The sequence below is a fragment of the Gillisella vitis genome, from assembly GCF_021559775.1.
Lineage (GTDB): Bacteria > Pseudomonadota > Alphaproteobacteria > Rhizobiales > Rhizobiaceae > Allorhizobium > Allorhizobium ampelinum.
Genome location: NZ_CP056047.1, coordinates 2,286,791 through 2,312,961, shown reverse-complemented (window position 1 = coordinate 2,312,961; position 26,171 = coordinate 2,286,791). Strand labels below are relative to the sequence as shown.

The window sequence follows — 26,171 nt, the reverse complement described above, 5'->3', positions numbered from 1 at the left end:
CATTGACGTTGTTGCTTAAATTAACGTGTTTAGATGCTCGGCACGAGGCCGAGCATGACGTCGAGGATAAATACAGGGTTTGTCAGCAGTCTGCTGTATTGTTAAATCCGCGGTTTCGACGCCACGCCCGCCACATAGGTTTCCACCACCACCCGGTCATCGCCGAGCGTCTGCATCAGGAACAGTTCTTCGGTCAGCGAGGTCACGGCTTCCATTTTCAGTGCCATGGCCGGGGTGGCATGGGCGTTGAGCACGACCAGATCGGCCTCGGTGCCGGGGTCTAGCGTGCCGATCTTGTCGGCAAGCGACAGGGCCTCGGCATTGCCCAGCGTCATATGGTAGAAACTGTCGAGCGGGTTCAGCCGTTCGCCCAGCAATTGCTGGATCTTGTAGGCCTCATCAAGGGTGCGCAGCATGGAATAGCTGGTGCCGCCGCCGATATCGGTGGCAAGGGCGACGCGCACCGGCTTGGTCCGCCGCTGGATGGCTTTCAGCGGAAACAGGCCGGAGCCGAGGAACAGGTTTGACGTTGGGCAATGCACCGCGACAGAGCCTGACTCTGCGAGAGCGTCGGCCTCACGCTCCGAAAGATGGATGGCGTGACCGAACAGGGTTTTACGCCCGAGCAGGCCGTAGCGGGCGTAGATATCCGTATAGTCAGTTGACTCAGGGTAAAGACTGGCGGTGAAGTCAATTTCCTCGCGGTTCTCAGAGAGATGCGTCTGGATATGCAGATCCGGGAATTCATGGGCCAGCGCCTGGGTCCGCTCCATCTGTGCGGGCGTCGAGGTGATGGCAAAGCGCGGGGTGATGGCGACGAGGTTGCGTCCGCGTCCGTGCCAGCTTTCAATCAGCTCCTTGGTCTCGTCATAGCCGCTTTGCGGCGTGTCCAGCAGGCCTTGCGGCGCATTGCGGTCCATCATCACCTTGCCGGCGATCATCCGTGTACCGCGCCTGGCGCTCTCGGCAAAGAAGGCATCTGCCGAGGTTTTGTGGACCGAGCAATAGGCCACCGCCGTCGTTGTACCCTGACGCAGAAATTCATCGAAAAAATGGGTGGCAATCCGCGCCGCGTGGGCGGTTTCAACGAAGCGGCACTCCTCAGGGAAGGTATAGGTGTTCAGCCATTCCAGCAGATTGGCGGCATAGGAGCCGATCACCTGCATTTGCGGAAAATGCACATGGCAGTCGATAAATCCGGGCAGAATCAGATGCGGGCGATGGTCAATCTCCACGGTCTGCGCGTCGGCCTCTGCCTTGACACTGTCATAGGCGCCGGAGGCGAGGATCAGGCCGTTTTCCACTAGGACTGCGCCATCACTTTCAAAAAGATAGCTGTCTGTATCGGTGATGTCGCGGGGCTGGCTGCGGAAGGAAAGCAGGCGTCCACGGATCAGGGTCTTTGTCATTACGGGCTTTTGCCTTTCACAGCACTTTCATACCAGGCGACCAGCAGGGCGCGTTCCTGAGGGGTGACTTCGGAAACATTGCCGGGTGGCATGGCGTGGCTTCTTCCGGCCTGGATATAGATCTCCCGGGCATGGGCCGCAATCTCGGCATCGGTTTCGAATTTGACGTTCTTGGGCGCAAATGTCAGCCCGTCCCAGACCGGTTCCGCCGCATGGCACATGGAACAGCGCGCCTGGACGATATCGCGGGCGCTGCCAAAATGTGCATCCGCCATGAACTGCTGCTGCATGGGTGACAAGGCCGAATATTCGCCAGCGCCCGGTTTCTGCACGGTGGAAAGCCACATGATGATGATGAAGATCACCGTGGTCAGCATCCAGGTCCAGATCGGGCGGCCTTTGCGGGCATGGGTGGTGTTGAACCAGTGGCGGATGGTGACGCCCATCAGGAAGACCAGCGCTGCGATAATCCAATTATAGGTGGTGGCGAAGGCCAGCGGATAATGGTTGGACAGCATGAAAAACACGACGGGAAGCGTCAGGTAGTTGTTGTGCAGCGAGCGCTGCTTGGCAATCATGCCGTATTTCGGGTCGGGTTTACGCCCCGCAATCAGATCGGCCACCACGACGCGCTGGTTGGGCATGATGATGAAGAACACATTGGCGGTCATGATTGTCGCAGTAAACGCGCCCAGATGCAGGAAGGCGGCACGCCCGGTAAACACCTGCGTATAGCCCCAGGCCATCGCGACCAGAAGGATATACAGCAGGATCATCAGGCCCCAGGTATTCCTGCCGATCGGGGATTTGCACAACAGGTCGTAACAGATCCAGCCGATGGCAAGCGAAGCCATCGACAGGCCGATGGCCTCCGGTTGGGTGAGGTCGAGCACGCTGCGGTCGATCAAAAACAGATCGGCCCCGCCGTAATAGACCACGCAGAGCATGGCAAAGCCGGAGAGCCATGTGGCATAGCTTTCCCATTTGAACCAGGTCAGATGCTGCGGCATCGAGGCAGGTGCCACCAGATATTTCTGCACATGGTAAAAGCCGCCGCCATGCACCTGCCATTCCTCGCCATAGACGCCCTCCGGCATGCCTGGGCGTTTGACGAGACCCAGATCCAGCGCGATGAAATAGAAGGAAGAACCGATCCAGGCGATGGCGGTGACGACATGCAGCCAGCGGACCGCAAAAGCCAGCCATTCCCAGGCGATGGCGAATTCATACATGGTTGACCTCTTTGACTCTCCCGACCAGAGACATTGCAAAATACTGGCGGCCAAGGGAAGGGCACATTTTGGTAGATGTGCAAAAATATGTGCATGCGTATGTTTTAGGCAGATTGAGCGGGGATCAGGACGTATGGACACCGTTCAGTTCGAAGGGTGGCAGGCTTGCGATCAGCCATTGGTGAAAGGCTTTGACCTTCGGTAGCGTGCGCCGGGTTGGTGGGTAAACCAGCCAATAGATCTGGTCATCGCCCAACAGCAGCTCGAAGGGCTGGATCAGACGGCCAGATGCGATTTCTTCCTCGACATAGAAGGGGCTGAGAATGGCGACGCCATGTCCGGCCATAGCTGCACCGGCTTGAAGGTCGAGGGCGCCCTGCGCGTCGAGGCCGATAGAGGCTGGCAGGGGAGATGTAATGCCAGCGCTGTGAAACCAGTCCGCCCACCAATCCTCGCAACTGCTCACGCGCGGCAGTTTGAGGAGATCTGCGGGTTCGCGGATGCCGCCAATGCTGTCGGCCAGCGCCGGACTGAGCATGGGTGCATAATCCAGCTTCAAAATCGGATGGCAGATCAATCCGGCTACCGGCTCCTTGCCGATATGAATGCCGACATCGCCGCCGTCACGGGCAAAATCCCGCTGCTTCTCATCGCTTCGCAGCAGGCGCACGGCAATACCTGGATGCAGGAGTTGAAAGCTGCCGAGATGGCGCGCCAGCCAGTGGGAGGCGAAGGTCGGCGTGGAATGGATTTCCAGAACCTCGCTTGCCTCATGCCTTGCCAGTGCCACGGCCTCGCGCAGCAGCTCGAAGCCTTCCCGCGTTTTCGGCAGCAGCCGCTCCCCCGCCTCGGTCAGGCTGATTTGCCTTGACGTTCGTAGGAACAGCAGCGTGCCGAGATTATCCTCCAGCAACTTGATCTGGTAGCTCACCGCCGTCTGCGTCATGCCCAGTTCTTCGGCGGCGCGGGTAAAGCCATTGTGGCGGGCGACGGCCTCGAACACGCGCAGGGCATTGACGGGGAACTGTTTCGACAATTTCATCAGATAAGCTCTCTTTATGGATGAGCATCGTAATCCGATTGGATTGTTGAGGCAATTGCCGCCAATATCCACATATCAAGCCGGGTGTGGCTGCTGAATGTATGCCTCTGCCCGCCCGGTCTCACACATCAATAGATTTTGGGGAGCCGCGGAGCATTATGCCATCTGCGAAAGCATTGTCATGCCTCATTGAGAGGTTTTTTAGCACGATGATGAGCGGTCTTTCTGGTCCGAAAATCAGTCGTCGAAGCCAAGATCTGCCAGAGGATCTGAGGCGGGATGTCGGCCTTGACGATAGGCTCCCTGAACAGGTTGCCGATGGCGTCTGGTTGCCCGCCAGCAGGCTCAGGCATTTGCTGCAAGGCGTTCTTCGTTGATCAGGCCAGCGCCCACCAGCCCCGCGATCATCTCGCCCAAATGGTGGCGGTAATGGGCGGTTTTTTTATCGACGCCGCTATAGAGGCCTTGGCGGACCTGGGCGCTGCTGAGTGTCATCACCGCGCGTTCAGCCTTGTGGAAATCGAGGCAGTTTGCGTCCCAGGGCAGTCCGCAAAAATCCAGCAGGCGGCGGGTTTCGCCTTCCTGGTCGAGCGTTAGCTGCTCATAGCCCAGCTCCAGCACATCATCAGGAAATAGCGCCTGCCAATGGGCGCAGAGTCGCCGCTGGGCGGCGATATAGTGGGCGGTCTCGGTCTGGTCGTAGCTATATTGCATGCCGTCGCTGGGAAAATAGCTGGAATAAAGCGCAAAGCCGCTGGCCAGCGGATCGCGCTTCATAATGACGATCCTGGCGTCAGGAAACATCAGCTTGATAAAGCCAACCCAGAGGAAATTGACCGGCATCTTATCGACGACACGGGCGTTTCCTGCTTTTTCGCGGACCGGGACGATATAGCGCCGGGCCGCATCGGCCAGGGCCTTAGACGTCACGCTATCGGGGCCGCGCAATGTCTGGCGGTCTGGCTCGAAGAAGGCGTCGGTAATCGCATAGCTCAGCGTTTCCAACTCACCGGCGCCGTACACATCGGCGTGGCTGGCAAGGATCTGTTCGGTCAGGCTGGTGCCGGAGCGCGGCAGGCCAACCACGAAGATCGGCCGTTCCGGCTGGAGATATCCCGCCTTGGCGATGCTGTCTTGCGTTGAGCGGATGAAGTCGGGGGTGAACCGAGCTTCCAATGCCTGCATGAGGTCAAGATCCTGATCAATGGTATAGGCCGTGAATTGCCGCCGCCGTTCACGGTTGGCATCTTCAAGATAGGTGAAGGCGTCGTCATATCGGCTGATATCGTTCAGCGCCTTGTAAAGCGCAAAGCCGAGTTTCAGCCGTCGGGCAGGTTCCTCTGCCAGCGCTGCATGCAGGGCCTGCATGGCGGCGATATCGGGATCGTCTGGCCGGGCGCGGCTCAACATGCCCAGCAGCAGATAGCTATCGACATGGGTGGGATCGAGGTCCAGTACCTTGCGATAGGCGGCTTTTGCCTCATCCATCCGCCCGACGCCCTGCAACGCCTGTCCCAGGTAAAAATGGGCTGTGATGTCGCCGGGATGGGCGCTTACCGCCCGCTCCGCCAGCGCAAGTCCCTGCTCGAAATCACCTGCAATCAGGCTGCGGAAACTTTTGTCACTCAGCGCGACCAAATGGTTCGGGTCGTGGTTGAGGAGAAGATCGTAGGCCTCATTGGCCTCCTGATGGCGGCCAGCCTGTTTCAGGCAATGGGCAAGGGCGCTGTAGAGCGTGGCATTCGGGCCGCCTGCTGCTATCGCGGCCTGATAATGGGCGATTGCGTCCGGCCAGCGCCCGTTGATCTGGGCCAGATCGGCAAGCCGGCTATGGGCGGATGGGTCGGCGTGGATCAATAGAACCGCTTGTAGAAGCTCTGTTGCCCCGGCATGGTCGTGAAGGCGGATCGAAATCTCGGCCAGATCGCGTGCGGCCTTGCAGGCCATCTGTTGCAGATCCTCGGCCTTGCGGCGGTCTTCTGGCGGCAATTTGGCCAGATCGGCTGGCTTATACTGGCGCGCCATAGCCAGCAGCGGTTCCAGTTTCTGGCGCTGGGCCTGTAGCTTTTCCAGGGCGCTCATCGTGTCGGTTCTTTCATTGCCATCATCACGCTTGAATGGCAGAGCATCCCTGCGTGAGGCTGGTTTACAGCAGGCGGTTGACCAGTTCGGCGGCGACCAGCGCGGCGATGACAGGCGGGCGCTTATCCTTGATGGCGCTTGCGCCGATTGGCAGGATCAGTCGGTCGAGTCTTGCCGGACTGTCGCCCTCGCGTTCCAGCCAATGGGCAAACGTGGCGCGTTTGGTGGCAGAGCCGATCATGCCGATATAGGCGAGATCGTCGCGGGCCAAGGCTTCGCGGGCAATCAGGAAATCCAGCGCATGGTCATGGGTGACGATGACAACAGCACCGCCGGGCGCGATTTGCGCCACATGGCTTTCCGGCATGGCCGTGCGGTCAAGCGGAATACCGGTTGGCACCTCGCCATCGATTGCGTCGCGTGCATCGATCAGCCGGGTGCGAAACGGCAGTGGTGCCAAGGCGGCGGCTAGCGCCAGCCCAACATGGCCAGCACCAAAAATGAAGACCTGCGGCCAGGCCCGGCGTGCCTGATCCTCGCCAGCCAGCAGAGCCCGCCGACGGTCCGGTGTCATCAGGGCAAGCGTCAGCGTCACCCGCCCACCGCAGCATTGGCCGATTTCCGGGCCAAGGGGCACGCTCAGCACCGCTTCATCTTCGCCTGCTGCCAGCATGGTGCGGGCTTTTTCAATTGCCAGATATTCCAGCTGCCCGCCGCCGATGGTGCCGAATACGCTGTCGCGCGCCACCACCATCAGAGCACCCACATCGCGTGGGGTCGAGCCTTTGGCTTCGGTGACAGTCACCGCCACACAGTCTGCATGACGCGCGAGGAAGGCGGCAAGCACTGCGCCGGAAAGATCAGTCACGCGCGCTGTGCCTCCTTCAAACGTTCCACCGCCATCAATACCCGCTCCGGCGTGGCGGGTGTATCGAGGCGCGCGCAGAACCGGTAATCGGCCACGCTGGCCGCTGCCATGGAGATCGCCTCCAGCACCGAATTGGCCAGCATGAAGGGCGGCTCGCCGACCGCCTTGGAACGGCCAATGGTGAGTTCGGTATTTTCCGCCCAGTCCGCCAGCTTGACGTTGAAAATCTTCGGCCGGTCGGAGGCGAGCGGGATCTTGTAGGTGGAGGGCGCATGGGTGCGCAGCCGCCCCTTGCCGTCCCACCACAATTCCTCCGTGGTCAGCCAGCCCATGCCCTGCACAAAACCGCCTTCGATCTGGCCGATATCGATGGCCGGATTAAGCGATTTGCCGACATCGTGGAGAATATCGGTACGGTCAACAAGATATTCCCCGGTCAGCGTATCGATTGAGACTTCTGTGCAGGACGCGCCATAGGCATAGTAATAGAACGGCGTGCCGCGCCCGGTTTCGCGGTTCCAGTGGATTTTCGGTGTCTTGTAGAAACCAGCTGCGGAAAGCTGGACGCGGGCGAAATAGGCCTGGCGGATGAAATCGGGGAAGGCAATCTCTTCACCGCCGACCCTGACACGGTTGGGCAGGAACACCACTTCGGCCTGCGACACGCCCCATTTTTCCGAAGCAAACGCCACCAGCCGCTCCTTGATCTGGCGCACGGCGTCGTAAGCGGCCATGCCGTTCAGGTCCGAGCCGGAGGAGGCGGCGGTGGCCGAGGTATTCGGCACCTTGCCCGTCGTGGTGGCAGTGATCTTTACCTTGTCGATATCAACCTGGAAGCCATCGGCAATCACCTGGGCCACCTTGGTATAAAGGCCCTGGCCCATTTCTGTGCCGCCATGGTTAAGATGGATGGAGCCGTCTTGATAGACATGCACCAGCGCGCCTGCCTGATTAAAAGCAGTCATGGTGAAGGAGATACCGAACTTGACCGGGGTCAGAGCAATGCCCTTGCGGATCACCGGGCTGGTTCTGTTGAAGTCAACAATCGCGGCGCGCCGTGCCTGATAATCGCAGGAGGTTTCCAGCTCCTCGACCACGCGGGCGATGATATTGTCGGTGACCTGCTGGTGATAGGGCGTCAGGTCGCGGTCAGAGCCGGTCTCGCCGTAGAAATTGGCCTTGCGAACCTCAAGCGGGTCTTTGCGCAAGGCGTAGGCGATTTCCTCGATCACCCGTTCGGCCCCCAGCATGCCCTGCGGCCCGCCGAAGCCGCGATAGGCGGTGTTGGAGACCGTGTGGGTTTTCAGCGGTTGAGAGGTCAGCTTCACATGCGGGTAGAAATAGCTGCTATCGGCGTGAAACAGCGCCCGGTCGGTGACGGGGCCGGAAAGATCCGAGGAATAGCCGCAGCGGGCGGCGAAGTTTGCTTCTATGGCGTGGATACGGCCATCACCATCGAAGGCAACGTCGAAATCCATTTTAAAATCATGGCGTTTGCCGGTAACGCTCATGTCTTCGTCGCGGTCCGGACGAAACTTCACAGCCCGGTTGAGCTTCTTGGCGGCCAAGGCCGCCAGTGCCGCAAACTGATTGCCCTGGGTTTCCTTGCCACCGAAGCCGCCGCCCATGCGCCGCACATTGACCGTGATCGCATGCGAGGAAATATCCAGCACATGGCCAACGATATGCTGGATTTCCGACGGATGCTGGGTCGATGACCAGACGGTGACATCATCGTCTTCGCCGGGAATGGCCAGCGCGATATGGCTTTCCAGATAGAAATGCTCCTGTCCGCCGATCCGCATCGCGCCTTGCAGCCGGTGCTCGGCCTTGTCCAGCTCGCTTTCCGGCGTGCCGCGCTTCAGCACCATGCCTGGGGTGACGAGCGGCGCGCCATTTTCTAGTGCTGAATCGATATCGGTCCAGAAGGGCAGGTCGCGGTATTCTATTTTGGCGAGCCGTGCTGCCTTGCGGGCCGCGTCGCGGGTCTCGGCAATTACCGCAAAAACGGTCTGGCCGTGAAACTCCACCCTGTCGGTGGCGATCAACGGCTCGTCATGGCGTCCACCGGAGGAGACATCGTTGGTGCCGGGAATGTCGCTGGCCGTCAGCACCGCGACGACGCCGGGATAGGTCTGAACACCGGACAGATCGATGGAGAGAATGTCGGCATTGGCGCGATCCGCCATGCCGAGCGCGCCGTGCAACAGGCCTGCGGGTTCTGGAATATCGTCGATATATTCGGCACTTCCAGCCACATGCTTATGGGCTGAATCATGGCGCAGCGATTGATGCATCGGACCCTGGATGGTGGCAGTGGTGGTGAAAAGGGCCTTATCCATGGGGTTGGTTCCTTGCATCCGTGGCAACATAATATGGCTTCGCCCCCCTCATCCCCCTGCCGGGACCTTCTCCCCGCCGGGGAGAAGAGACGAGTGGTGATGCCTTGCTCCAAGTGAAATGCCGCACTTGCCGTGTTCGAAAAGGTTGCGATATCAACGAGGCGCTGGCAGCTCGCGTCTTCTCCCCGGCGGGGAGAAGGTGGCGGCAGCCGGATGAGGGGGGCGAAGCCAATTGCCAGATGTTCATACCCATCAAACCCTCTCCACCGCAAAGCGTTCCAGTTCTTGCTTCTCGCCGGATGTTTCCAAAAGGAACCGCGTCAGCAGGTTTTTCGCCGTCAATTGCCGGTAATCGGCGCTGGCCCGCCAGTCGGAGAGCGGCTGATAATCTGCATCAAAGGCGGCGCGGGCAGCCTCGATGCTCTCCCGGCTCCAGACTTTCCCCATCATAGCCGCTTCCACAGCACGCGCCCGTTTCGGCGTTCCGGCCATGCCGCCAAAGGCGATGCGCAGGGTGGTGACGCTGCCTTTACTGTCTTTTTCGAGATAAAAGGCCCCACAAAGCGCTGAAATATCCTCGTCGCGGCGCTTGGAGATCTTGTAGATGGCAAAATCGGTTCCGGCCTTGGGGCGGGGCAGAAAAATGCTCTCGACAAATTCGCCCGACTGCCGGTCTTGGCGGCCGTATTCAATGAAAAAATCTTCCAGCAGCAAGGTTCGCGTTCCCGAAGCCGAGCGCAGGGTCACCGTCGCGCCAAGCGCGATCAGCGCCGGAGGCGTGTCGCCAATCGGCGAACCATTGGCGATATTGCCGCCAATCGTGCCCATATTGCGCACCTGCTGGCCGCCGATCCGCTCGATCAACCGGCCAAAGGCGGGGACTTCCGCCCGAAGACAGTCGAAGGCGGCGCTGTAGCTGACGCCAGCACCAAGGGTGATGCCGCTCTCATCGACCGTGATCGCCTGCAAGGCTTCCAGATGGTTGATGAACACCACGGGGCTTAACGTCCGCATCTGCTTCGTCACCCACAGACCGACATCGGTTGCACCTGCAACAATCGTCGCCTTGGGGTGAGCCGCCAGCACATTGGCCAGCGCCTCGACGCTGTTGGGGACGATCAGGCTGCGGCCATCATCTCCTTCAAGGGTAATGGTATCGGTGCTGGTCATGGCGTCCAGCGTGGCGATGATCTGCTCCCGTTCCCGTGCCAGCGGGTCAAACAGCGCTGAAGGCCTTGTCCGGCCCATCTGTTCGGCGGCTTTGACGATGGGTTCATAGCCAGTGCAACGACAGAGATTGCCTTGCAAGGCCCGCTCGATTTCGGCCCGGCTCGGCGCTTCGCTGGTTAGCCACAGGCCGTAGAGCGACATGACGAAGCCGGGGGTGCAGAAACCGCATTGCGAGCCATGGCAATCTACCATGGCCTGCTGCACCGGATGCAAGGTGCCATCCTTGGCGGCCAGGTACTCGACCGTCACCACATGGCTGGCGTTGAGCGAGCCGATGAAGCGGATGCAGGCATTGACCGCCTCATAGTGCAGCGCGCCCTTCACCAGCCGCCCGACCAATACCGTGCAGGCCCCGCAATCGCCTTCCGCGCAGCCTTCCTTTGACCCGGTCAGCCGCTTTGCCAGACGCAGATAATCCAGCAGCGTGCCGGTCGGGTCGGCGCTATCAAGCGTCACGGGCTGGTCGTTGAGCAGAAAGCGGATGCGGTTGGTCATGATGGCCCTTTGAGCGATGCGTTGGAAAGATTACTGCGCCGTCCAGCCGCCGTCGATGGATAGGCTGGTGCCGGTGATCTGCTTTGCCGCATCGCTGGCAAGATAGAGTGTCATGGCGGCAATGTCCTCGACGGTGACGAATTCCTTGGTGGCCTGCAAATGCAGCATCACATCCTTGACCTCGCTCTCGGCAATGCCGCGCGCCTTGGCGGTATCGGGGATCTGCTTTTCCACCAGCGGCGTCAGCACATAGCCGGGGCAGATGGCGTTGACGGTAATGCCGCTTTGCGCCACTTCCAGCGCCACCGACTTGGTCATGCCGAGAATGCCGTGCTTGGCGGTGACATAGGCGGATTTGAACGGCGAGGCGACCAGGCCATGGGCCGAGGCGATATTGATGATCCGCCCATATTTTTTCGCCTTCATCGCCGGGATGGCGGCGCGCATGGTGTGGAAGGCGCTGGACATGTTGATAGCGATGATCTGGTCCCATTTGTCGATGGGAAATTCCTCGACGGGAGCGACATGCTGAATGCCCGCATTGTTGACGAGAACATCGATGCCGCCGAATTCGGCGATGGCGGTTTCCACCAGTTCGGCGATTTCCTTGGGCTTGGTCATGTCGGCGGGGTGGTAGAGCGCCTTGCCGCCGCCCGCTTCCAATTCCTTGCGGATCGATTCGATTTCACCAAGCGGGCCAAAGCCGTTGATCAGCACATTGGCGCCTTCAGCCGCAAAGGCGCGGGCGATGCCAAGCCCGATGCCGCTGGTGGAACCGGTGATAACGACAGTCCTGGTCATGGCGTAACTCCCTGTGCGATGATTTTTTTGGTCTGGCCTTTGGACGAAGCGGGCGGTTGCGCCGCAACAAAGCTAAACCTATGCCCAAACCCCTGTCCTATGCAATTGTCCTGTGTCATCACAGGGCGATGAAAGCCACCAACAGATGGGGATGAGGAAACACAGTCCTTGCGCCTTCGTTTGTTTTTCATTTTCGGTTTTGACTTGGCATAAAACTTTCGTATCTTGAGATAAGCGAAAGAAAGCGAAAACTCTGGGAGGAGTATCATGGGCGGTTTTGTGCTGGCGATTGACCAGGGAACGACGTCGAGCCGTGCTATCGTGTTTGATGGGGCGATGCGGATTGTCGGCACGGGTCAGAAGGAATTTCCGCAGATCTTCCTGCAATCGGGTTGGGTGGAGCATGACCCGGACGCCATCTGGGACAGCGTCGTCAGCTCCATCCACGATGCGCTGGCCCGCGCCCGGATCACGGCAGGCGATCTCGCCGCCATCGGTATTACCAACCAGCGGGAAACCGTTGTGGTCTGGGACAAGGACACCGGCAAGCCGATCCACAACGCCATCGTCTGGCAGGATCGCCGCACATCCGCTTTTTGCGAAACGCTGAAGCGCGATGGGCTGGAGGCAACGTTTACCACCAAAACCGGCCTGCTGCTCGACCCGTATTTCTCCGGCACCAAACTGTCCTGGTTGCTCGACCATGTCGAGGGTGCTCGCGCCAGGGCAGCGGAGGGCGGCCTGTGCTTCGGCACTGTCGATACCTATCTGATCTGGCGGCTGACGGGTGGCAAAAGCTTCGTCACCGACGCCACCAATGCCTCGCGCACGCTGATCTTCAACATTGCCGAGCATGGCTGGGATGAAGAATTGCTGGCGCTGTTGAACATTCCCGCCGCGATGCTGCCGGACGTGAAGGATTGCGCTGCCGATTTCGGTGTGACCGACAAGGCGGTATTCGGCGCGGCAGTGCCGATCCTTGGCGTGGCGGGCGACCAGCAGGCCGCCGCCATCGGTCAGGCCTGCTTTGCGCCGGGCATGGTCAAATCCACCTATGGCACCGGCTGTTTCGCGCTGCTCAATACCGGCGCGGACCGGGTGGTTTCGAAAAGCCGGTTGCTGACCACCATCGCCTACCGGATGGACGGCAAGACCACCTATGCGCTGGAAGGCTCGATCTTCATTGCCGGTGCCGCCGTACAATGGCTGCGCGATGGATTGAAGGTGATTGGTGATGCGGCAGAAACCGGACGGCTGGCAGCTGAAGCCGATCCCGGCCAGCCGGTCTATCTGGTGCCAGCCTTCACGGGTCTCGGTGCGCCCTGGTGGGACCCGGATGCACGCGGCGCGCTGTTTGGCCTGACCCGCAATACCGGACCGGCGGAACTGGCCCGCGCCGCGCTGGAAGCCGTGTGCTACCAGACCCGCGACCTCCTGGATGCCATGCACAAGGATTGGCAGAATGGCGAGGACGATATGGTGCTGCGGGTTGACGGTGGCATGGCGGCCTCGGACTGGACGATGCAGCGGCTGGCCGATCTGCTGGACGCGCCGGTGGATCGCCCCTCCGTTATTGAGACGACAGCACTTGGTGCTGCCTTTCTGGCGGCCAGCCGTGTCGGTCTGTGGCCCGGCATGGATGCGTTTGCCCGCGCCTGGGCGCGCGACCATCGGTTTGAGCCGGTCATGGATGCCGAGACCCGCACGGAAAAGCTCAGAGGCTGGCGGGATGCGGTCAGACGGACGCTGACGGCGGGTTGAGAAAATGATTCAGGTTGATGTCGCAATGAATCAAAAACCTATGGAAATCCATTGATATTTATAGGTATTTATTGAAGCTTTGACCTGCTCCGAGGCTTGATCTTGCTTCAGACTCCCATTCATTGAACGCTGCGTTCTCATCCCAGGGTTTGCTAAGCGGCTCATTTGCACTTACCTGCCTACTGCATAATTCTTTAAACCGGAATCGGTTTGAAGAGAAAATTATGCAGCAGATATAAGGAGCTAGAGCGAACCTTTGTGCGCCATGTATGGCGCACGGCGCTGTAGTGAACAACTGAGGATGCGACCCATGGAACTTGGCCTTTACACCTTCGCGGATGTGGACCCTGCGGCACCCAACAAAGGGCTGGAGGCAAAGCGGCGGGTGGATGATCTGCTGGAGGAAATCCGGCTGGCGGACGAAGTGGGGCTTGATGTGTTCGGCCTTGGCGAACACCACCGGCCCGATTATATGGCCTCTTCGCCTGCGACCATTCTGGCGGCGGCGGCTGTGCAGACCAAAAATATTCGCCTGACCAGTGCGGTGTCGGTTCTCAGCTCCGATGATCCAGTGCGGGTATTCCAGCAATTTGCCACCGTCGATCTGCTGTCCAATGGCCGTGTGGAGATGATGGCCGGGCGCGGCTCCTTCATCGAAAGCTTTCCATTGTTCGGCTATGATCTTGATGATTATGATCTTTTGTTTGCCGAAAAGCTGCAATTGCTGATGGAGATCCGCGACAACGAGATCGTCACCTGGGACGGCGAGACCCGCAAGCCGATCCAAGGTCGCGGCGTCTATCCGCGCCCCTTGCAGGACCCGCTGCCGCTGTGGATCGCGGTCGGTGGTACGCCGCAATCGGTGGCGCGGGCGGGCTATCTCGGCCTGCCGCTGGCCATTGCCATCATTGGCGGTGAACCGCGCCGCTTTGCGCCGCTGGTCGATCTCTACCGGCAGAGCGGGGCGAAGGCCGGGGTCGATCCGTCCGCCTTGAAAACCTCGATCAATGTGCATGGCTTCATCCACGACACGACCCAATCGGCGGCCGATATCTTCTACGCACCGCAGGCCCAGGTGATGGACCGGATTGGCCGGGAGCGCGGCTGGGGGCCAACCAATCGCGGGCAATATGACGCGATGCGCGGCCCGCATGGGGCGCTGTTTGTCGGCGACCCGGAGGCGGTGGCCGAAAAGATCGTCGCCCATCACGCTTTGTTCAAAAACGACCGCTTCCTGCTGCAAATGGCCATCGGCCCGATGCCGCATAAGGATATCATGCGCGGCATTGAGCTTTACGGCACAAAGGTTGCGCCATTGGTGCGGCAAGAGCTTGGCCATGACTTGACGCCGGTCGGGGCGGGGGCGTAAGCAGCGGAAAAATCTGCAAACGCTCATGAAAGTCCCAGAATGATCATCTCCAGCGACGAGGAACTCCAGCACTTGAAGGAGATCGGCCATCTCTGCGCGCTGGCGGTGAAAACCATGGGTGCGGCGCTGGAGCCGGGGATTACCACCCGCGAGTTGGACCTGATCGGACGCAAGATACTGGAAGACAATGGCGCGCAGTCAGCCCCGGAATTCTGCTATCAGTTTCCCGGTGCCACATGCATCAGTGTCAACGAGGAAGTGGCGCATGGCATTCCGGGTGATCGGGTGATTGCCAGGGGCGATCTGGTCAATATTGACGTTTCCGGCGTCAAGAACGGGTTTTTCGGTGATACCGGCTCATCCTTCATCGTGCCGCCGGGCAAGCCGAAGATCGAAAAATTGCTGCGTGATGGCAAGCGGGCGCTGTTTTTAGGCGTCACCCAGGTCAAGACAGGCGCGCCTTTTGCCAGTATCGGCCAGGCCATCGGCGCTTTTGCCGCCAAGAACCGCTATACGCTGATTGCCAACCTTGCCAGCCACGGCATTGGCCGCGAGCTGCATGAGGAGCCGCGCGAGCTGTCCACCTGGGCCGACCCGGATGAAACCAGGATCATGGAAGAAGGCCAGGTCTTCACCATCGAGCCTTTTCTGTCGCTGGGCGGTCAATGGGCCGAGGATGGCGATGATCCCTGGACGCTCTACAGCGACCCGAAAGCGCCGACCGTGCAATTCGAGCATACGGTGGTGGCAACTCGCAATGGGCCGCTGATTTTGACGATGGTGGAGTGATACCAAAAGTCATTTTCTATGACTTTTGGTCTCTTTAAATGGAATGGCCTTAGCTGGCAAAGCTGACAGCAACGCCCTTTTTCTTGAAATAGGCCTGCATGATCTTGCGGCCCTGACGATTCGGCTGCGCAAGCTTTGCCGCCTCAAACACCGCTTCCTTCGCACCCTCGCGTGCCATGGCGGCCTTGAGAGCGGCGATATGCACATCGATCTCCTCGTTATCGTTGTTGATCGAGGTGTAGATATTGTCGATGGCCTGTTGCAGGCTGAGGTCGCTCATAATGCACTCCTTGGAATTTTCTCCCTCCACTAGCGATTTTTGCGATTTCAGCAAGCTTTAGCGATAAGAAACTGTCGGCTTGAAGCACGACCGGGCGTTTTTTAGGATGGTGGGGAACCCGGGAGTCCCTATTTCCTTTGATGGCTCAATCAGTATTTTTGGTTTGTTGTGCCAAAGCGGCGGTGCGATAAGCAGCCCATGACGATCACGCCCTCCCTACATGCCAAGCTTCCCTTCACCGCCCTTGCCGGTGCGTTGGCGCTGGCTGCGGCCATGGGCTTTGGCCGGTTTTCCTTCACCCCCATTCTGCCGGGGATGATGACCGATCTTCATCTTCTGCCCGCCGATGCGGGCCTGATCGCGGCGGCGAATTTCCTCGGCTATCTCTTAGGAGCCGTGCTGGCCGGTCAGGGTTGGGCGGCGGGGCGTGAAAGGTTGATTGCGTTGTCTTCGCTTCTGGCAACCAGCCTGCTTTTGGCCGCCATGGCGCTGACGCAGCATGTGGGCTTGTTCATGGTCATTCGCTTTCTGTCAGGCGTGGCAAGTGCCTTCGCGATGATCTTCACGAGTTCGATTGTGCTTGCCCATATCAGCACCCATGCCAGCGTCCAGGGTGGCGAATATGGGCAATCCACGCATTTTGGCGGGGTGGGCCTGGGGATCGCCGCGTCGTCCCTGATGGTCTATGCATTGCCGCACCTGTTTGGGCCGCACCTGTTTGGCACCTCCGCCTCCGCAGGGTGGCGGCTGGACTGGCTGGCCGGGGCGGGACTGACCTTTGTTGTCTTCTTTGTCGTCAGCCTGCTTTTGCCACGGGTGCGCAAAACTGAGGTGAGGGCCGAACAGGAGCCGCCGCTTTCCTGGGGCAGGCCATTTCTTTTGTTGTTTACCTCCTACGGCCTGTTCGGCTTCGGCTATGTGGTGACGGCCACGTTCATCGTCACCATGGCCCGCATGGCCAATGCGGGGCCGGTGGCGGAATTTCTGGCGTGGTTTCTGGCGGGTATCATGGCGGCGGCCTCGCTGTTTGTCTGGCGTCCGGTGCTGGACAGGCTTGGACTGGCGGGTGCCTACAGCCTTGCCCTGCTTTTGGCGGCCATTGGAGTTTTTGCCTCGGTTGGATTGCCAGGCATGGCTGCCCCGCTGGTGGGAGCGGCTCTTCTCGGCTCTACTTTCATGACGATCACCGCCTATGGCCTGCGGCTGGCCAGAGCCCTTGCACCAGCCAGTCCCCGCAAGGCGCTGTCGATCATGACGGCGGCTTTCGGCGTCGGGCAGACAATCGGGCCGCTGGTCGCCGGTTGGCTTGCTGCCATCAGCGGCAGCTTCGCGCTGCCAAGCCTTGTTGCGGGCGCTGTATTGCTTGTTAGCCTCATTCTGGCCGCAAGCCTGTGGAGAAAGACGGTCTGATGACCTTTGCAGCGATTACAAATCGTTAAGGTGGTATTCCCACCATTGCTGCACTGCGGCTTCTGGCATAGTTTGCCGCGCTAAAGACGGCCACGACCATATCTTCAGGAAAGCGAGACCCCGTGTTTCACTCATTCTTCCCCAAGCCGAAATTGTTATTTAGCAGCGCGATCGTATGGACGCTTGTCTGTATCTTCGGCTGGTATCTTTATGCGGCAGGTTTGGGTGATCGTCTTGGGTTTGCGGGACCTGCTGACGGTCAGGAGCCGTTCGATCTCACCTATTTCCTGATGCCGAGCAATCTCTGGTTCTACGGCTATTTCGCACTGTGTCTGGCGATCTTCGGCGGTTTCTGGCATATCAAGGAAAATGACCATCCTTGGAAGATCTGGTCGATATGGGGATCGATCCTGATTATCTGCGTGACCTATTTCGGTGTGCAGATTTCGGTGGTTATCAACAACTTCAGGCGTCCGTTCGGTGATCTGCTTCAGAATGCGCTTGCGCAGAAGCCTGGCATCACCGTCTGGAATTTTTACGATCTTCAGATTGTTTTCGTGAAGATCGCCTTTCTCAGCATGTTTGTCTCTATCCTGACGGACTTCTTCACCAGCCATTATATTTTCCGCTGGCGCACGGCGATGAACAATTTCTACATGTCGAAGTGGGAAAAGCTGCGCCATATCGAGGGTGCTTCGCAGCGTGTTCAGGAAGACACGATGCGCTTCTCCAGTACACTTGAAGGACTTGGAATAACACTCATCAACTCCGTGATGACATTGGTGGTATTTCTACCAATCCTGTTTTCTCTATCATCCTATGTCAGTGAGTTGCCGATAATTGGCGAAGTTCCTCATGCACTGTTCTGGCTCGCTTTGTTCTGGTCGGCCTTCGGTACTGTTCTCTTGGCTGTTGTCGGCATCAAATTGCCGGGTCTGAATTTCCGCAATCAGCGTGTTGAAGCGGCCTATCGCAAAGAACTCGTTTATGGGGAAGATCATGCTGACCGGGCCCAACCACTTACGGTAAAAGAGTTGTTTGGCAACGTTCGGAAAAACTATTTCCGGATGTATTTTCACTACCTCTATTTTAACGTCGCGCGTTATTTTTATATTCAGGCCGATGCGGTTTTCTTGCTGACCATGTTAGTACCAACGATTGTTGCCGGTAAAATTACCTATGGTATCTACCAGCAGATCGCCACAGCCTTTGGCCAGGTCAGCAACTCTTTCCAATATCTTGTGACCTCCTGGACCACGATCATTGAGTTGCTGTCCATCCACAAGCGCCTGAAAGCCTTTGAGGCGGCCATCGACGATCAGCCGTTGCCTGACATCGACCAGCGCTATCTGGCGCGGGAAGAAACCGACGGCGAGATTGCGGCCGACAAACCGTACTGATCAGGGGTGACTTTCACCTAAAACGAAGACCCGGCCGGATTTTTCCGGCCGTTCTGCTTTTCCAATATCGCCACAGCTTGCGAATAGCTGACGCAAGCGACATCCTCGCGGTGGCAGACATCCGTCACCAGCCGCTCCATCGCCCGCCAATAGGCACCGCCGTTCATCAACACGAAGTGGAAGCCGAACTGTACAGGTTTGCGGTCGCCACTATATTGCGCCTCAAAGGCGGTTTTGAAGGCTTGATAGGTGCGTTCCTCAAATTCGGCGCTTTTCGACGGGTTGTCGAAGCCCGCCGAATGGCGCACAAACATATTGTAATCCATGCCGATGATCGGGCGGTTGCCCGGTCCTTCCGCAATCAGCGGCAGGCCGAAGCGGGTGAGATTGCCGTCCTGTTCGGGCTCTTGCGGACCTTTGGTGACGAGGCTGGCGTCATAGAGAAAACCAGCCTGTTTTTCAGCCTCGGCCATGCCTTTGCTGGTCGAGAGATAGGGGGCGCGAAAGCCCTTGATGCCGGTCTTGACGAAGTCCTGCCAGCCCTCGGGTTCCTTGTCAGCCACGCCATTCTGCTTCCAGGCCCCGGCCAAGACGGTTTTGAAGGTCGAAAATTCGGTTAGCCAGTCCGCTTTGCTCCAGTCCTTGCCATCGAAATGGCCGCAGGCATGGCTGGAAATGTCGTGACCGGCCAGATGGGCGGCCCAGATGTGCTCTAGCCTTGCCGCAGCATCGGCCTCGTCAGGGGCAAAGCCGACATTGGACTTGCCGGGCTTTTGGCCGGGTGCCTGATAGGCTTTCGAGGCGGGGCCTCTGGCAATCAGCGTGGTGCAGGACAGAAAATAGGTGAAATGGGCATTGGCCCGGCTGGCGATCTCGCCGCTGCGCTCCCAAAGCCGGTTATCGGCGGCACCATCGAAGGAAATCAGCAGCAATTGCTTGGGCTTTTGCGGCGCGTCAGCCGCGTTCTGGGCAATGGCGATGCCCGGCATGCAGAGCGCGGCCAGCAGGGTTCGAAGCGATGAGGAGAAAAGCGGGCGAAACGGTGCCAAGCGAACAACCTTGTTGTGAATATTTGCCGCTTCCTGGCGGGCAAATGCGGCGAAGCTTTGATCGACCGTGTGGCTCATCGGGTTCGGTTTTCTTCCATCCGGTCGCACGTCTCCTGCATTTTCGGGAGTTTATCGCTATCCCCCCAGATTATGCAGGCTGGTAAAGACGAAGCCGAGCGGCTATCTCTATGCTCTCTCATTCGCGGGGATTTTTTATGCTTATTCTTATTCTCGGTCTGTTGTTTTTCACATTGGTGCATCTCACCCGGACGATTGCGCCGGGCTTTCGCGATTCCATGGTGGCCCGCCTCAGCCTGAACGGCTGGAAGTCGCTGTTTTCGGTCCTATCGCTGCTGGGCATAGCCATTATTGCCTATGGCTACAGTATCGCGCCAATCGTCAATGTCTGGTTTCCACCCGCTGGCATGACTCATCTGACCTTGACCCTGATGGTCATCGCGATGATCTGTCTGGTGGCCAGCCTGCTCCCGGCTGGCCATATCGCTGCAAAAACCAAGCATCCCATGGTTCTCTCGGTGAAAATCTGGGCGCTGGCGCATCTACTGTCGAATGGCGATCTGCGCTCGATCCTGCTGTTTGGCTGGTTGCTGGCCTGGGGCGTCATCCTGCGGATTTCGCTGAAGCGCCGGGAGCGGGCAGGCCTGCTGGTGCGCGCACCTTTTGTGTCGGCCAAATACGATATCTATGCCGTGGTCATCGGTCTGGTCGCTTACGTCGCTATCCTCCTCAAGCTGCATGAAGTGCTGATCGGCGTGTCGCCATTGCCGATGTAATCGCGCTTTTTGATGGGGAGACGGGTGTTTTGCCCTTCTCCCCCTTACATCGGCGCAAAAATCGGGTAGAAGGCCACATCGTCCATCCCAGAATAGTCACTGGCGGGCTGCAAAAGGCAATTTCTGCGCTTCCGGTGCTCACGTACGTCAAGTACGTTCCGCTCCGGTTCTCGAAATCACCATTTTCGCCACGCCATCGCCAATTCTGGAACGGACGATGGCAAGCGTAAACGATGATACAGGCCCAGATATCCGGACAATGTAATGGCAAATCAGAACGACAGCTTTATCCGCGAAGTCAATGACGAGCTTCGCTCCGAACAGATGCGCCGTTTCTGGCGGCGTCTGGGGCCAGTGTTCATTGGCATTGCCGTGTTGATCGTGGTTGGCACCGCCGGATACCGGCTTTATGATTATTACACGGACGACCGTGCCTCCAAGTCCGGCGACCGCTTTCTGGCAGCGACCAAGCTGGCGACAGATGGCAAGAATGATCAGGCGCTGAGTGATCTGCAAGCCCTGGAAAAAGACGGGTTCGGCGCTTATCCGGTGCTGGCCAAGCTTCGGGCAGCCTCCCTCATGGCGGAGAAGGGCGATGCCAAAGCGGCCATCGACGCCTTCACTGCCATCGGCAAGGATAACAGTGTTCCGCAGGTGATCCGCGATGTCGCCCATATCCGCGCCGCCTGGCTGCTGATTGACAACGGCACCTATGAACAGGTGTCCACTGAGGTCGAAGCGCTGGCGGTTCCCGGCCAGGGCCTGCGCCATTCCGCCCGTGAGGCACTCGGTCTTGCCGCCTATAAGGCTGGCCAGATGGAACGCGCCCGCGAATGGTTCCAGCAGATCACCGAGGACAGCGAGGCACCGCGCAATGTGGCCAATCGCGCCCAGATCATGCTGGACAATATCGCTGCCGCCGGAAAGGCGTCCTGATACTTTCAAGGGTTTTTGGCGGGATTTTTCGCCGTCGCCCGACATGCCATCACGCATCGGATCGAAAACCGCTTCACAGGTTTCGCTCCGATGCGCTACTGTTTTAAAGTCCGCTTGAAGACGGGCTGGATATAACCGGATACCAGATTATCATGAGCTTTACCGTCGCCATCGTCGGACGTCCCAATGTCGGCAAATCCACCTTGTTCAACCGTCTGGTTGGCAAAAAGCTGGCGCTTGTCGATGACACGCCGGGCGTGACCCGCGACCGGCGGCCCGGTGAGGCCAAGTTGGTGGACCTGCGCTTCCACATCGTCGATACCGCCGGTCTGGAAGAGGCTGGCGCCGACACGCTGGAAGGCCGGATGCGCGCCCAGACCGAAATCGCCATCGACGAGGCCGATCTGTCGCTGTTCGTGGTCGATGCGAAAATGGGCCTGACCCATGTGGACAAGGCGCTGGCCGATATGCTGCGCAAGCGCGGCAAGCCGGTGGTGCTGGTGGCCAACAAGTCCGAAGCCCGTGGTTCGGATGGCGGTTTTTACGACGCCTTCACGCTTGGGCTTGGCGAACCGGTGCCGATTTCCGCCGAACACGGTCAGGGGATGATCGACCTGCGCGACGCCATTGTCGAGGCTATCGGCGTGGATCGCGCCTTTCCCGAAGACGATGACGACGTGGCCGAGACCGATATCGTCCTCAGGCCCACCGTCGAGGGTGAGGATGACGAAGAAGATCTGGCCTATGACGACACCAAGCCTTTGCGCGTTGCCATTGTCGGGCGTCCGAATGCCGGAAAATCAACGCTGATCAATCGCTTCCTGGGTGAGGACCGGCTGCTGACCGGCCCGGAAGCCGGGATTACCCGCGATTCGATTTCGGTCGAATGGGACTGGCGTGGCCGCACCATCAAGATGTTTGATACGGCGGGCATGCGCCGCAAGGCGCGGGTGATCGAGAAGCTGGAAAAGCTGTCGGTGGCCGATACATTGCGCGCCATCCGCTTTGCCGAAACCGTTGTCATCGTCTTCGATGCCACCATTCCCTTTGAAAAGCAGGATATCCAGATCGTCGATCTGGTGCTGCGCGAAGGGCGCGCCGCGGTGCTGGCCTTCAATAAATGGGATCTGGTGGAAGATCCGCAGGCGGTGCTGGCCGAGCTGCGGGAAAAGACTGAGCGGCTGCTGCCGCAGGCGCGCGGTATCCGTGCCGTTCCGATGGCTGGCCAGACCGGCTATGGCCTTGAAAAGCTCATGCAGTCGATCATCGACACCGACATGGTGTGGAACAAGCGGATCTCGACCGCCAAGCTCAATCGTTGGCTGGACAGTGTCCAGACCCAGCATCCGCCACCGGCGGTTTCGGGTCGCCGATTGAAGCTGAAATACATGACCCAGGTCAAGGCCCGCCCGCCCGCCTTCATGATTTCCTGTACCAGGCCCGATTCCGTGCCGGAAAGCTATATCCGCTACCTGACCAACGGCTTGCGCGCCGATTTCAACATGCCGGGCGTGCCGATCCGTATCCACCTGAAGGCGTCGGAAAACCCGTTTGAGAATAAGCGCAAAAGGCGCTGATTCAACTTTCCCGGACGGATCAACTTTCCAAGGCTTGGTTGATCGGCTTTTTCCGCCGCATCAACATCCGCCACCGCCCCTGCGTTTTGGCCTCGATGACATTGTCGAGGAACTGACGGGTGGCGGAGGCCCAGGAATAGGTTTCGGCCAAGGCTCTGGCATGGCTGCGAGAGCAGTTCAGTGCTTCAAGGCAGGCGGCTTTCAGGTCGTCGTTGAGAGCACCAGCCTTTGGATCAGAGATGATGTCGATCGGTCCGGTGACGGGAAAGCCCGCCACGGGTACGCCGCAGGCCAGTGCTTCCAAGATCGTATTGCCAAACGTGTCGGTTTTCGAGGGGAAAACGAAAACATCGGCCTGCGCGTAGGCACTCGCCAGCTCGGCACCGAATTTGACGCCGGTAAACAGCACATCAGGATAGCGTTCCGCCAATTCGGCGCGGGCAGGGCCATCGCCCACCACCACTTTCGAGCCGGGCAGGTCGAGATCGAGAAAGGCCGGCAGGTTTTTCTCCACCGCGACACGGCCAACTGTCATGAAGATCGGGCGGGGCAGGTCGAAGGGATTTGCCTCAAGCGGCTGCGGGTGGAACAGTTCGGTATCGATCCCCCGGCTCCAGAGCCGCAGATTGCCGATCTTGCGGCCTTCCAGCTCTCGTTTCAGGCTTTCGGTCGCTACCATGCAGGCACCACCGGCGCGGTGAAACCAGCGCACATAGGCATAGAGCAGCGAAAGCGGCAATGGCAGCCGCGCCGCGACATATTCGGGAAACCGGGTGTGATAGCTGGTGGAAAAGGCGAGGCCCTGGCTCAGGCACCAGCGCCGCGCCAACAGACCCAGCGGCCCTTCGGTGGCGATATGGATCAGGTCCGGGCGGCTTTGCTTGATCGCTGCGGCAATGCGCCACGGGCTGGCCAGCGACAGGCGGATTTCCGGGTAGGTCGGCATGGGCAGGCTGCGATAGTCCGCAGGCGTCACCATGGTGACGGTAACGCCCATCCTGGTCAGTTCGGCATTGGTGTTTTCAATGGAGCGCACCACGCCATTCACCTGCGGATGCCAGGCATCGGTCACGATTGTCAATCTCATCGCGCGTGCTCCTCGGTCCGATGCGGTGCTTCACGGACAGGTGGGATAGTCCCGCTTGAAATGCTCCCCCGGCGAAACGAGAGCCTGCTATCGGGTGCCATTTCGCCGGGGAATCACGCAGAAGCCCCCGCCACTGTCCTTGGGCTTATGGGCCAGCATTGTAACAAAGGAATGAAGGTGGATTGATCGCTGAACTTGACCATTGCCACTGGTCATAGCTGCTTCGAACCCTATAGTCTTGAAGATGCCGAATTTTTTGAGCAGAGGATGGGCCAGATGCCGACCAAAACTGATCGAGCCAGCAAAACCGCAGTGAAAGCAGGGGGTGATTGGTGGCGCGGCGCGGTTATTTATCAGGTCTATCCACGCTCGTTTCAGGACACGACAGGCGATGGCATCGGCGACATCAAGGGCATAACCCAGCGCTTGCCCTATATCGCCTCGCTGGGTGTCGATGCCATCTGGCTGTCGCCGTTCTTCACCTCGCCCATGGCTGACATGGGCTATGACGTCTCTGACTATTGCGATGTCGATCCGATGTTCGGCACACTTGCCGATTTCGACGCGATGATGACCAAGGCGCATGATCTCGGCCTGAAAGTGATTATCGATCAGGTGATTTCCCATACATCCGACCAGCACCCCTGGTTCATTGAAAGCCGCTCCAGCCGCAACAATCCCAAGGCTGACTGGTATGTCTGGGCCAATGCCAAGCCGGATGGCACCGCACCGAGCAATTGGCTATCGGTGTTCGGCGGCCCGGCCTGGGAATGGGATGGGGTGCGCAAGCAATATTACATGCATAATTTCCTGGGCTCGCAGCCGGATCTGAATTTCCACAATCCGCAGGTGCAGCAGGCGGTGCTGGACGCCACCCGTTTCTGGCTGGAGCGCGGCGTGGATGGTTTTCGGCTGGATACCGTGAACTATTATTTTCACGACAAGGAATTGCGCAACAACCCGCCACATGCGCCAGACAGCGGCGATGCCGGGCTCGATGCGCCGGATGTCAATCCCTACGGCATGCAGGAGCATCTGCACGACAAGACCCAGCCGGAAAATATTGGCTTCCTGCAAAAACTGCGGGCGCTGCTGGATGAATATCAAGACCGCACCACGGTGGGCGAGGTTGGCGATGGCGCGCGGTCGTTGAAAACCGTGGCCGCCTATACCAGCGGCGGCGACAAGCTGCATATGTGCTACACATTCGATCTGCTGGGGCCGCATTTCACGCCCTCGCATATTCGCGATTGCGTCACCTCCTTCCAATCCATGGTTAGGGATGGCTGGGTGTGCTGGGCCTTTTCCAACCATGACGTGGTGCGCCATGTGTCGCGCTTTGCCCAAGGGCCGGAAGAGATGCCGCAGGTGGCCAAGCTGGCGATCAGCATTCTTGCCAGTCTGCGCGGCTCGATCTGCCTTTATCAGGGCGAGGAACTCGGCCTGCCGGAGGCGAATATCGCCTTTGAAGACCTGCGCGATCCCTATGGCATCCGTTTCTGGCCGTCTTTCAAGGGCCGCGACGGATGCCGCACGCCGATGGTCTGGGAAAAAGCCAAGGCTCAGGCCGGTTTTACCAGTGGCAAACCATGGCTGCCGGTACAGCCGGACCAGCAGGCTCTGTCAGTGGACGCCCAGGACAAGGACAAAAGCTCGGTGCTCAACCATTACCGCAGCATGCTGGCCTTGCGCAAAGCCCATCCGGCCCTGCGCGATGGGTCACTGTCCTTCCTAGATATCAACGAGGATGTGCTGGCTTTCCTGCGCGGGGAGAACAGCGAAAGATTGCTGTTCGTCTTCAACATGCGGCGCGGACCGCAGGAGGTTCGCCTGCCAGAGCATATGACGGTGAAGGAGATCATCGCTTTGCCGGATGCCCGCAGCACGTTCGAAAAGAGCGTTATTACGCTCGATGCGCTGGACGGTTTTTGCGCGCGGGTGTGACAGTTTTTCAATAATGATAGCGGCATTGCGCTACGATCAGCACTTGATCGCTATCCTGACCTTTCACCGCATAAACCAGTCGGTGTTCCTGGCTGATGCGGCGTGACCAGAAGCCTTTGAACTGGCCTTTCAGTGGCTCTGGCTTGCCAATGCCGGAAAAGGGATGGCGTTTGGTGTCCTTTAGCAGGGCATTGATCCGCTGCGCCGTTTTGGGATCGGTTTCCTGCCAGAAGCAGTAATCTTCCCAGCCTTCATCTGTAAAGGCGACCAGCAT

The 26,171-nt window shown here is 59.1% G+C and carries 21 protein-coding genes; 9 read left to right on the top strand and 12 right to left on the bottom strand.

Annotation, left to right across the window (positions count from 1 at the left end; genetic code table 11):
* Positions 1-101: 101 nt before the first annotated feature.
* The 8 genes from guaD to AVCG78_RS10850 all read right to left on the bottom strand — a co-directional run bounded on the left by guaD (position 102) and on the right by AVCG78_RS10850 (position 11,501).
* Positions 102-1,409, bottom strand: coding sequence for a guanine deaminase (guaD, locus tag AVCG78_RS10885; protein WP_071205198.1), 1,308 nt, complete (start codon positions 1,407-1,409; stop codon positions 102-104).
* Entirely contained in the window at positions 1,409-2,641 is a 1,233-nt protein-coding gene (gene puuD / locus AVCG78_RS10880; protein ID WP_071585358.1) for a urate hydroxylase PuuD, read from the bottom strand. Before puuD ends, guaD begins: the two co-directional genes overlap by 1 nt.
* Before the next feature lie 124 nt (positions 2,642-2,765).
* The gene (locus AVCG78_RS10875; protein WP_071205196.1) at positions 2,766-3,683 is read right to left on the bottom strand and encodes a LysR substrate-binding domain-containing protein; all 918 of its coding nucleotides are present in this window, start codon (positions 3,681-3,683) and stop codon (positions 2,766-2,768) included.
* Between the two features lie 345 nt (positions 3,684-4,028).
* Positions 4,029-5,765: a tetratricopeptide repeat-containing sulfotransferase family protein gene (locus AVCG78_RS10870; RefSeq protein WP_071205195.1), complete on the bottom strand. Its 1,737-nt coding sequence runs from the start codon at positions 5,763-5,765 to the stop codon at positions 4,029-4,031.
* Between the two features lie 64 nt (positions 5,766-5,829).
* A complete protein-coding gene (gene xdhC / locus AVCG78_RS10865; protein ID WP_081355530.1) occupies positions 5,830-6,633 on the bottom strand; it encodes a xanthine dehydrogenase accessory protein XdhC in 804 nt (267 codons plus the stop codon).
* Positions 6,630-8,975, bottom strand: a complete 2,346-nt coding sequence (gene xdhB, locus AVCG78_RS10860) for a xanthine dehydrogenase molybdopterin binding subunit (RefSeq protein ID WP_071205194.1) — start codon at positions 8,973-8,975, stop codon at positions 6,630-6,632. The genes xdhC and xdhB overlap by 4 nt, the downstream gene beginning before the upstream one ends.
* A gap of 252 nt (positions 8,976-9,227) precedes the next feature.
* Positions 9,228-10,700, bottom strand: a complete 1,473-nt coding sequence (gene xdhA / locus AVCG78_RS10855; protein ID WP_071205193.1) for a xanthine dehydrogenase small subunit — start codon at positions 10,698-10,700, stop codon at positions 9,228-9,230.
* A gap of 30 nt (positions 10,701-10,730) precedes the next feature.
* Positions 10,731-11,501 carry a 3-hydroxybutyrate dehydrogenase gene (locus AVCG78_RS10850; RefSeq protein ID WP_015916794.1) on the bottom strand — a complete coding sequence of 257 codons (771 nt, stop codon included), beginning with the start codon at positions 11,499-11,501 and terminating at the stop codon, positions 10,731-10,733.
* 267 nt (positions 11,502-11,768) lie between these two features.
* On the opposite strand from AVCG78_RS10850, the gene glpK reads away from it, so the two are divergent.
* From glpK to map, 3 genes are all read left to right on the top strand, one after another.
* Positions 11,769-13,262, top strand: a complete 1,494-nt coding sequence (glpK, locus tag AVCG78_RS10845) for a glycerol kinase GlpK (RefSeq protein ID WP_071205192.1) — start codon at positions 11,769-11,771, stop codon at positions 13,260-13,262.
* A gap of 310 nt (positions 13,263-13,572) precedes the next feature.
* Positions 13,573-14,631 carry an LLM class flavin-dependent oxidoreductase gene (locus AVCG78_RS10840; RefSeq protein WP_071205191.1) on the top strand — a complete coding sequence of 353 codons (1,059 nt, stop codon included), beginning with the start codon at positions 13,573-13,575 and terminating at the stop codon, positions 14,629-14,631.
* Between the two features lie 39 nt (positions 14,632-14,670).
* Positions 14,671-15,420 (top strand): type I methionyl aminopeptidase, encoded by a 750-nt coding sequence (gene map, locus AVCG78_RS10835; RefSeq protein WP_015916791.1) that lies wholly within the window; start codon positions 14,671-14,673, stop codon positions 15,418-15,420.
* 49 nt (positions 15,421-15,469) lie between these two features.
* Here map and AVCG78_RS10830 read toward each other — a convergent pair whose 3' ends face one another.
* Positions 15,470-15,700 (bottom strand): hypothetical protein, encoded by a 231-nt coding sequence (locus tag AVCG78_RS10830; RefSeq protein ID WP_060719926.1) that lies wholly within the window; start codon positions 15,698-15,700, stop codon positions 15,470-15,472.
* Between the two features lie 198 nt (positions 15,701-15,898).
* Between AVCG78_RS10830 and AVCG78_RS10825 the strand changes: the two genes are divergently transcribed.
* Positions 15,899-17,110, top strand: coding sequence for a YbfB/YjiJ family MFS transporter (locus tag AVCG78_RS10825; RefSeq protein WP_071205189.1), 1,212 nt, complete (start codon positions 15,899-15,901; stop codon positions 17,108-17,110).
* Between the two features lie 122 nt (positions 17,111-17,232).
* Positions 17,233-18,510, top strand: coding sequence for a peptide antibiotic transporter SbmA (gene sbmA / locus AVCG78_RS10820; protein ID WP_071205188.1), 1,278 nt, complete (start codon positions 17,233-17,235; stop codon positions 18,508-18,510).
* A 17-nt stretch (positions 18,511-18,527) separates the two neighbouring features.
* Here the strand turns inward: sbmA and AVCG78_RS10815 are convergent, their stop codons facing one another.
* The gene (locus AVCG78_RS10815; protein ID WP_071205216.1) at positions 18,528-19,499 is read right to left on the bottom strand and encodes a polysaccharide deacetylase family protein; all 972 of its coding nucleotides are present in this window, start codon (positions 19,497-19,499) and stop codon (positions 18,528-18,530) included.
* 275 nt (positions 19,500-19,774) lie between these two features.
* Between AVCG78_RS10815 and AVCG78_RS10810 the strand changes: the two genes are divergently transcribed.
* The 3 genes from AVCG78_RS10810 (at position 19,775) to der (ending at position 22,866) form a co-directional block, all read left to right on the top strand.
* Positions 19,775-20,353, top strand: a complete 579-nt coding sequence (locus AVCG78_RS10810) for an NnrU family protein (RefSeq protein ID WP_071205215.1) — start codon at positions 19,775-19,777, stop codon at positions 20,351-20,353.
* A gap of 264 nt (positions 20,354-20,617) precedes the next feature.
* A complete protein-coding gene (locus tag AVCG78_RS10805) occupies positions 20,618-21,289 on the top strand; it encodes a tetratricopeptide repeat protein (protein ID WP_071205187.1) in 672 nt (223 codons plus the stop codon).
* A 152-nt stretch (positions 21,290-21,441) separates the two neighbouring features.
* Positions 21,442-22,866 carry a ribosome biogenesis GTPase Der gene (gene der / locus AVCG78_RS10800; protein ID WP_015916784.1) on the top strand — a complete coding sequence of 475 codons (1,425 nt, stop codon included), beginning with the start codon at positions 21,442-21,444 and terminating at the stop codon, positions 22,864-22,866.
* Between the two features lie 19 nt (positions 22,867-22,885).
* On the opposite strand, the gene AVCG78_RS10795 is transcribed toward der, so the two are convergent.
* Entirely contained in the window at positions 22,886-23,953 is a 1,068-nt protein-coding gene (locus AVCG78_RS10795; RefSeq protein ID WP_071205185.1) for a glycosyltransferase family 4 protein, read from the bottom strand.
* A 276-nt stretch (positions 23,954-24,229) separates the two neighbouring features.
* Between AVCG78_RS10795 and bglA the strand changes: the two genes are divergently transcribed.
* Complete coding sequence (gene bglA / locus AVCG78_RS10790) at positions 24,230-25,897, top strand: beta-galactosidase BglA (protein WP_071205214.1); 1,668 nt, start codon at positions 24,230-24,232, stop codon at positions 25,895-25,897.
* A 7-nt stretch (positions 25,898-25,904) separates the two neighbouring features.
* Here bglA and AVCG78_RS10785 read toward each other — a convergent pair whose 3' ends face one another.
* Positions 25,905-26,171 (bottom strand): Txe/YoeB family addiction module toxin, encoded by a 267-nt coding sequence (locus AVCG78_RS10785; protein WP_015916781.1) that lies wholly within the window; start codon positions 26,169-26,171, stop codon positions 25,905-25,907.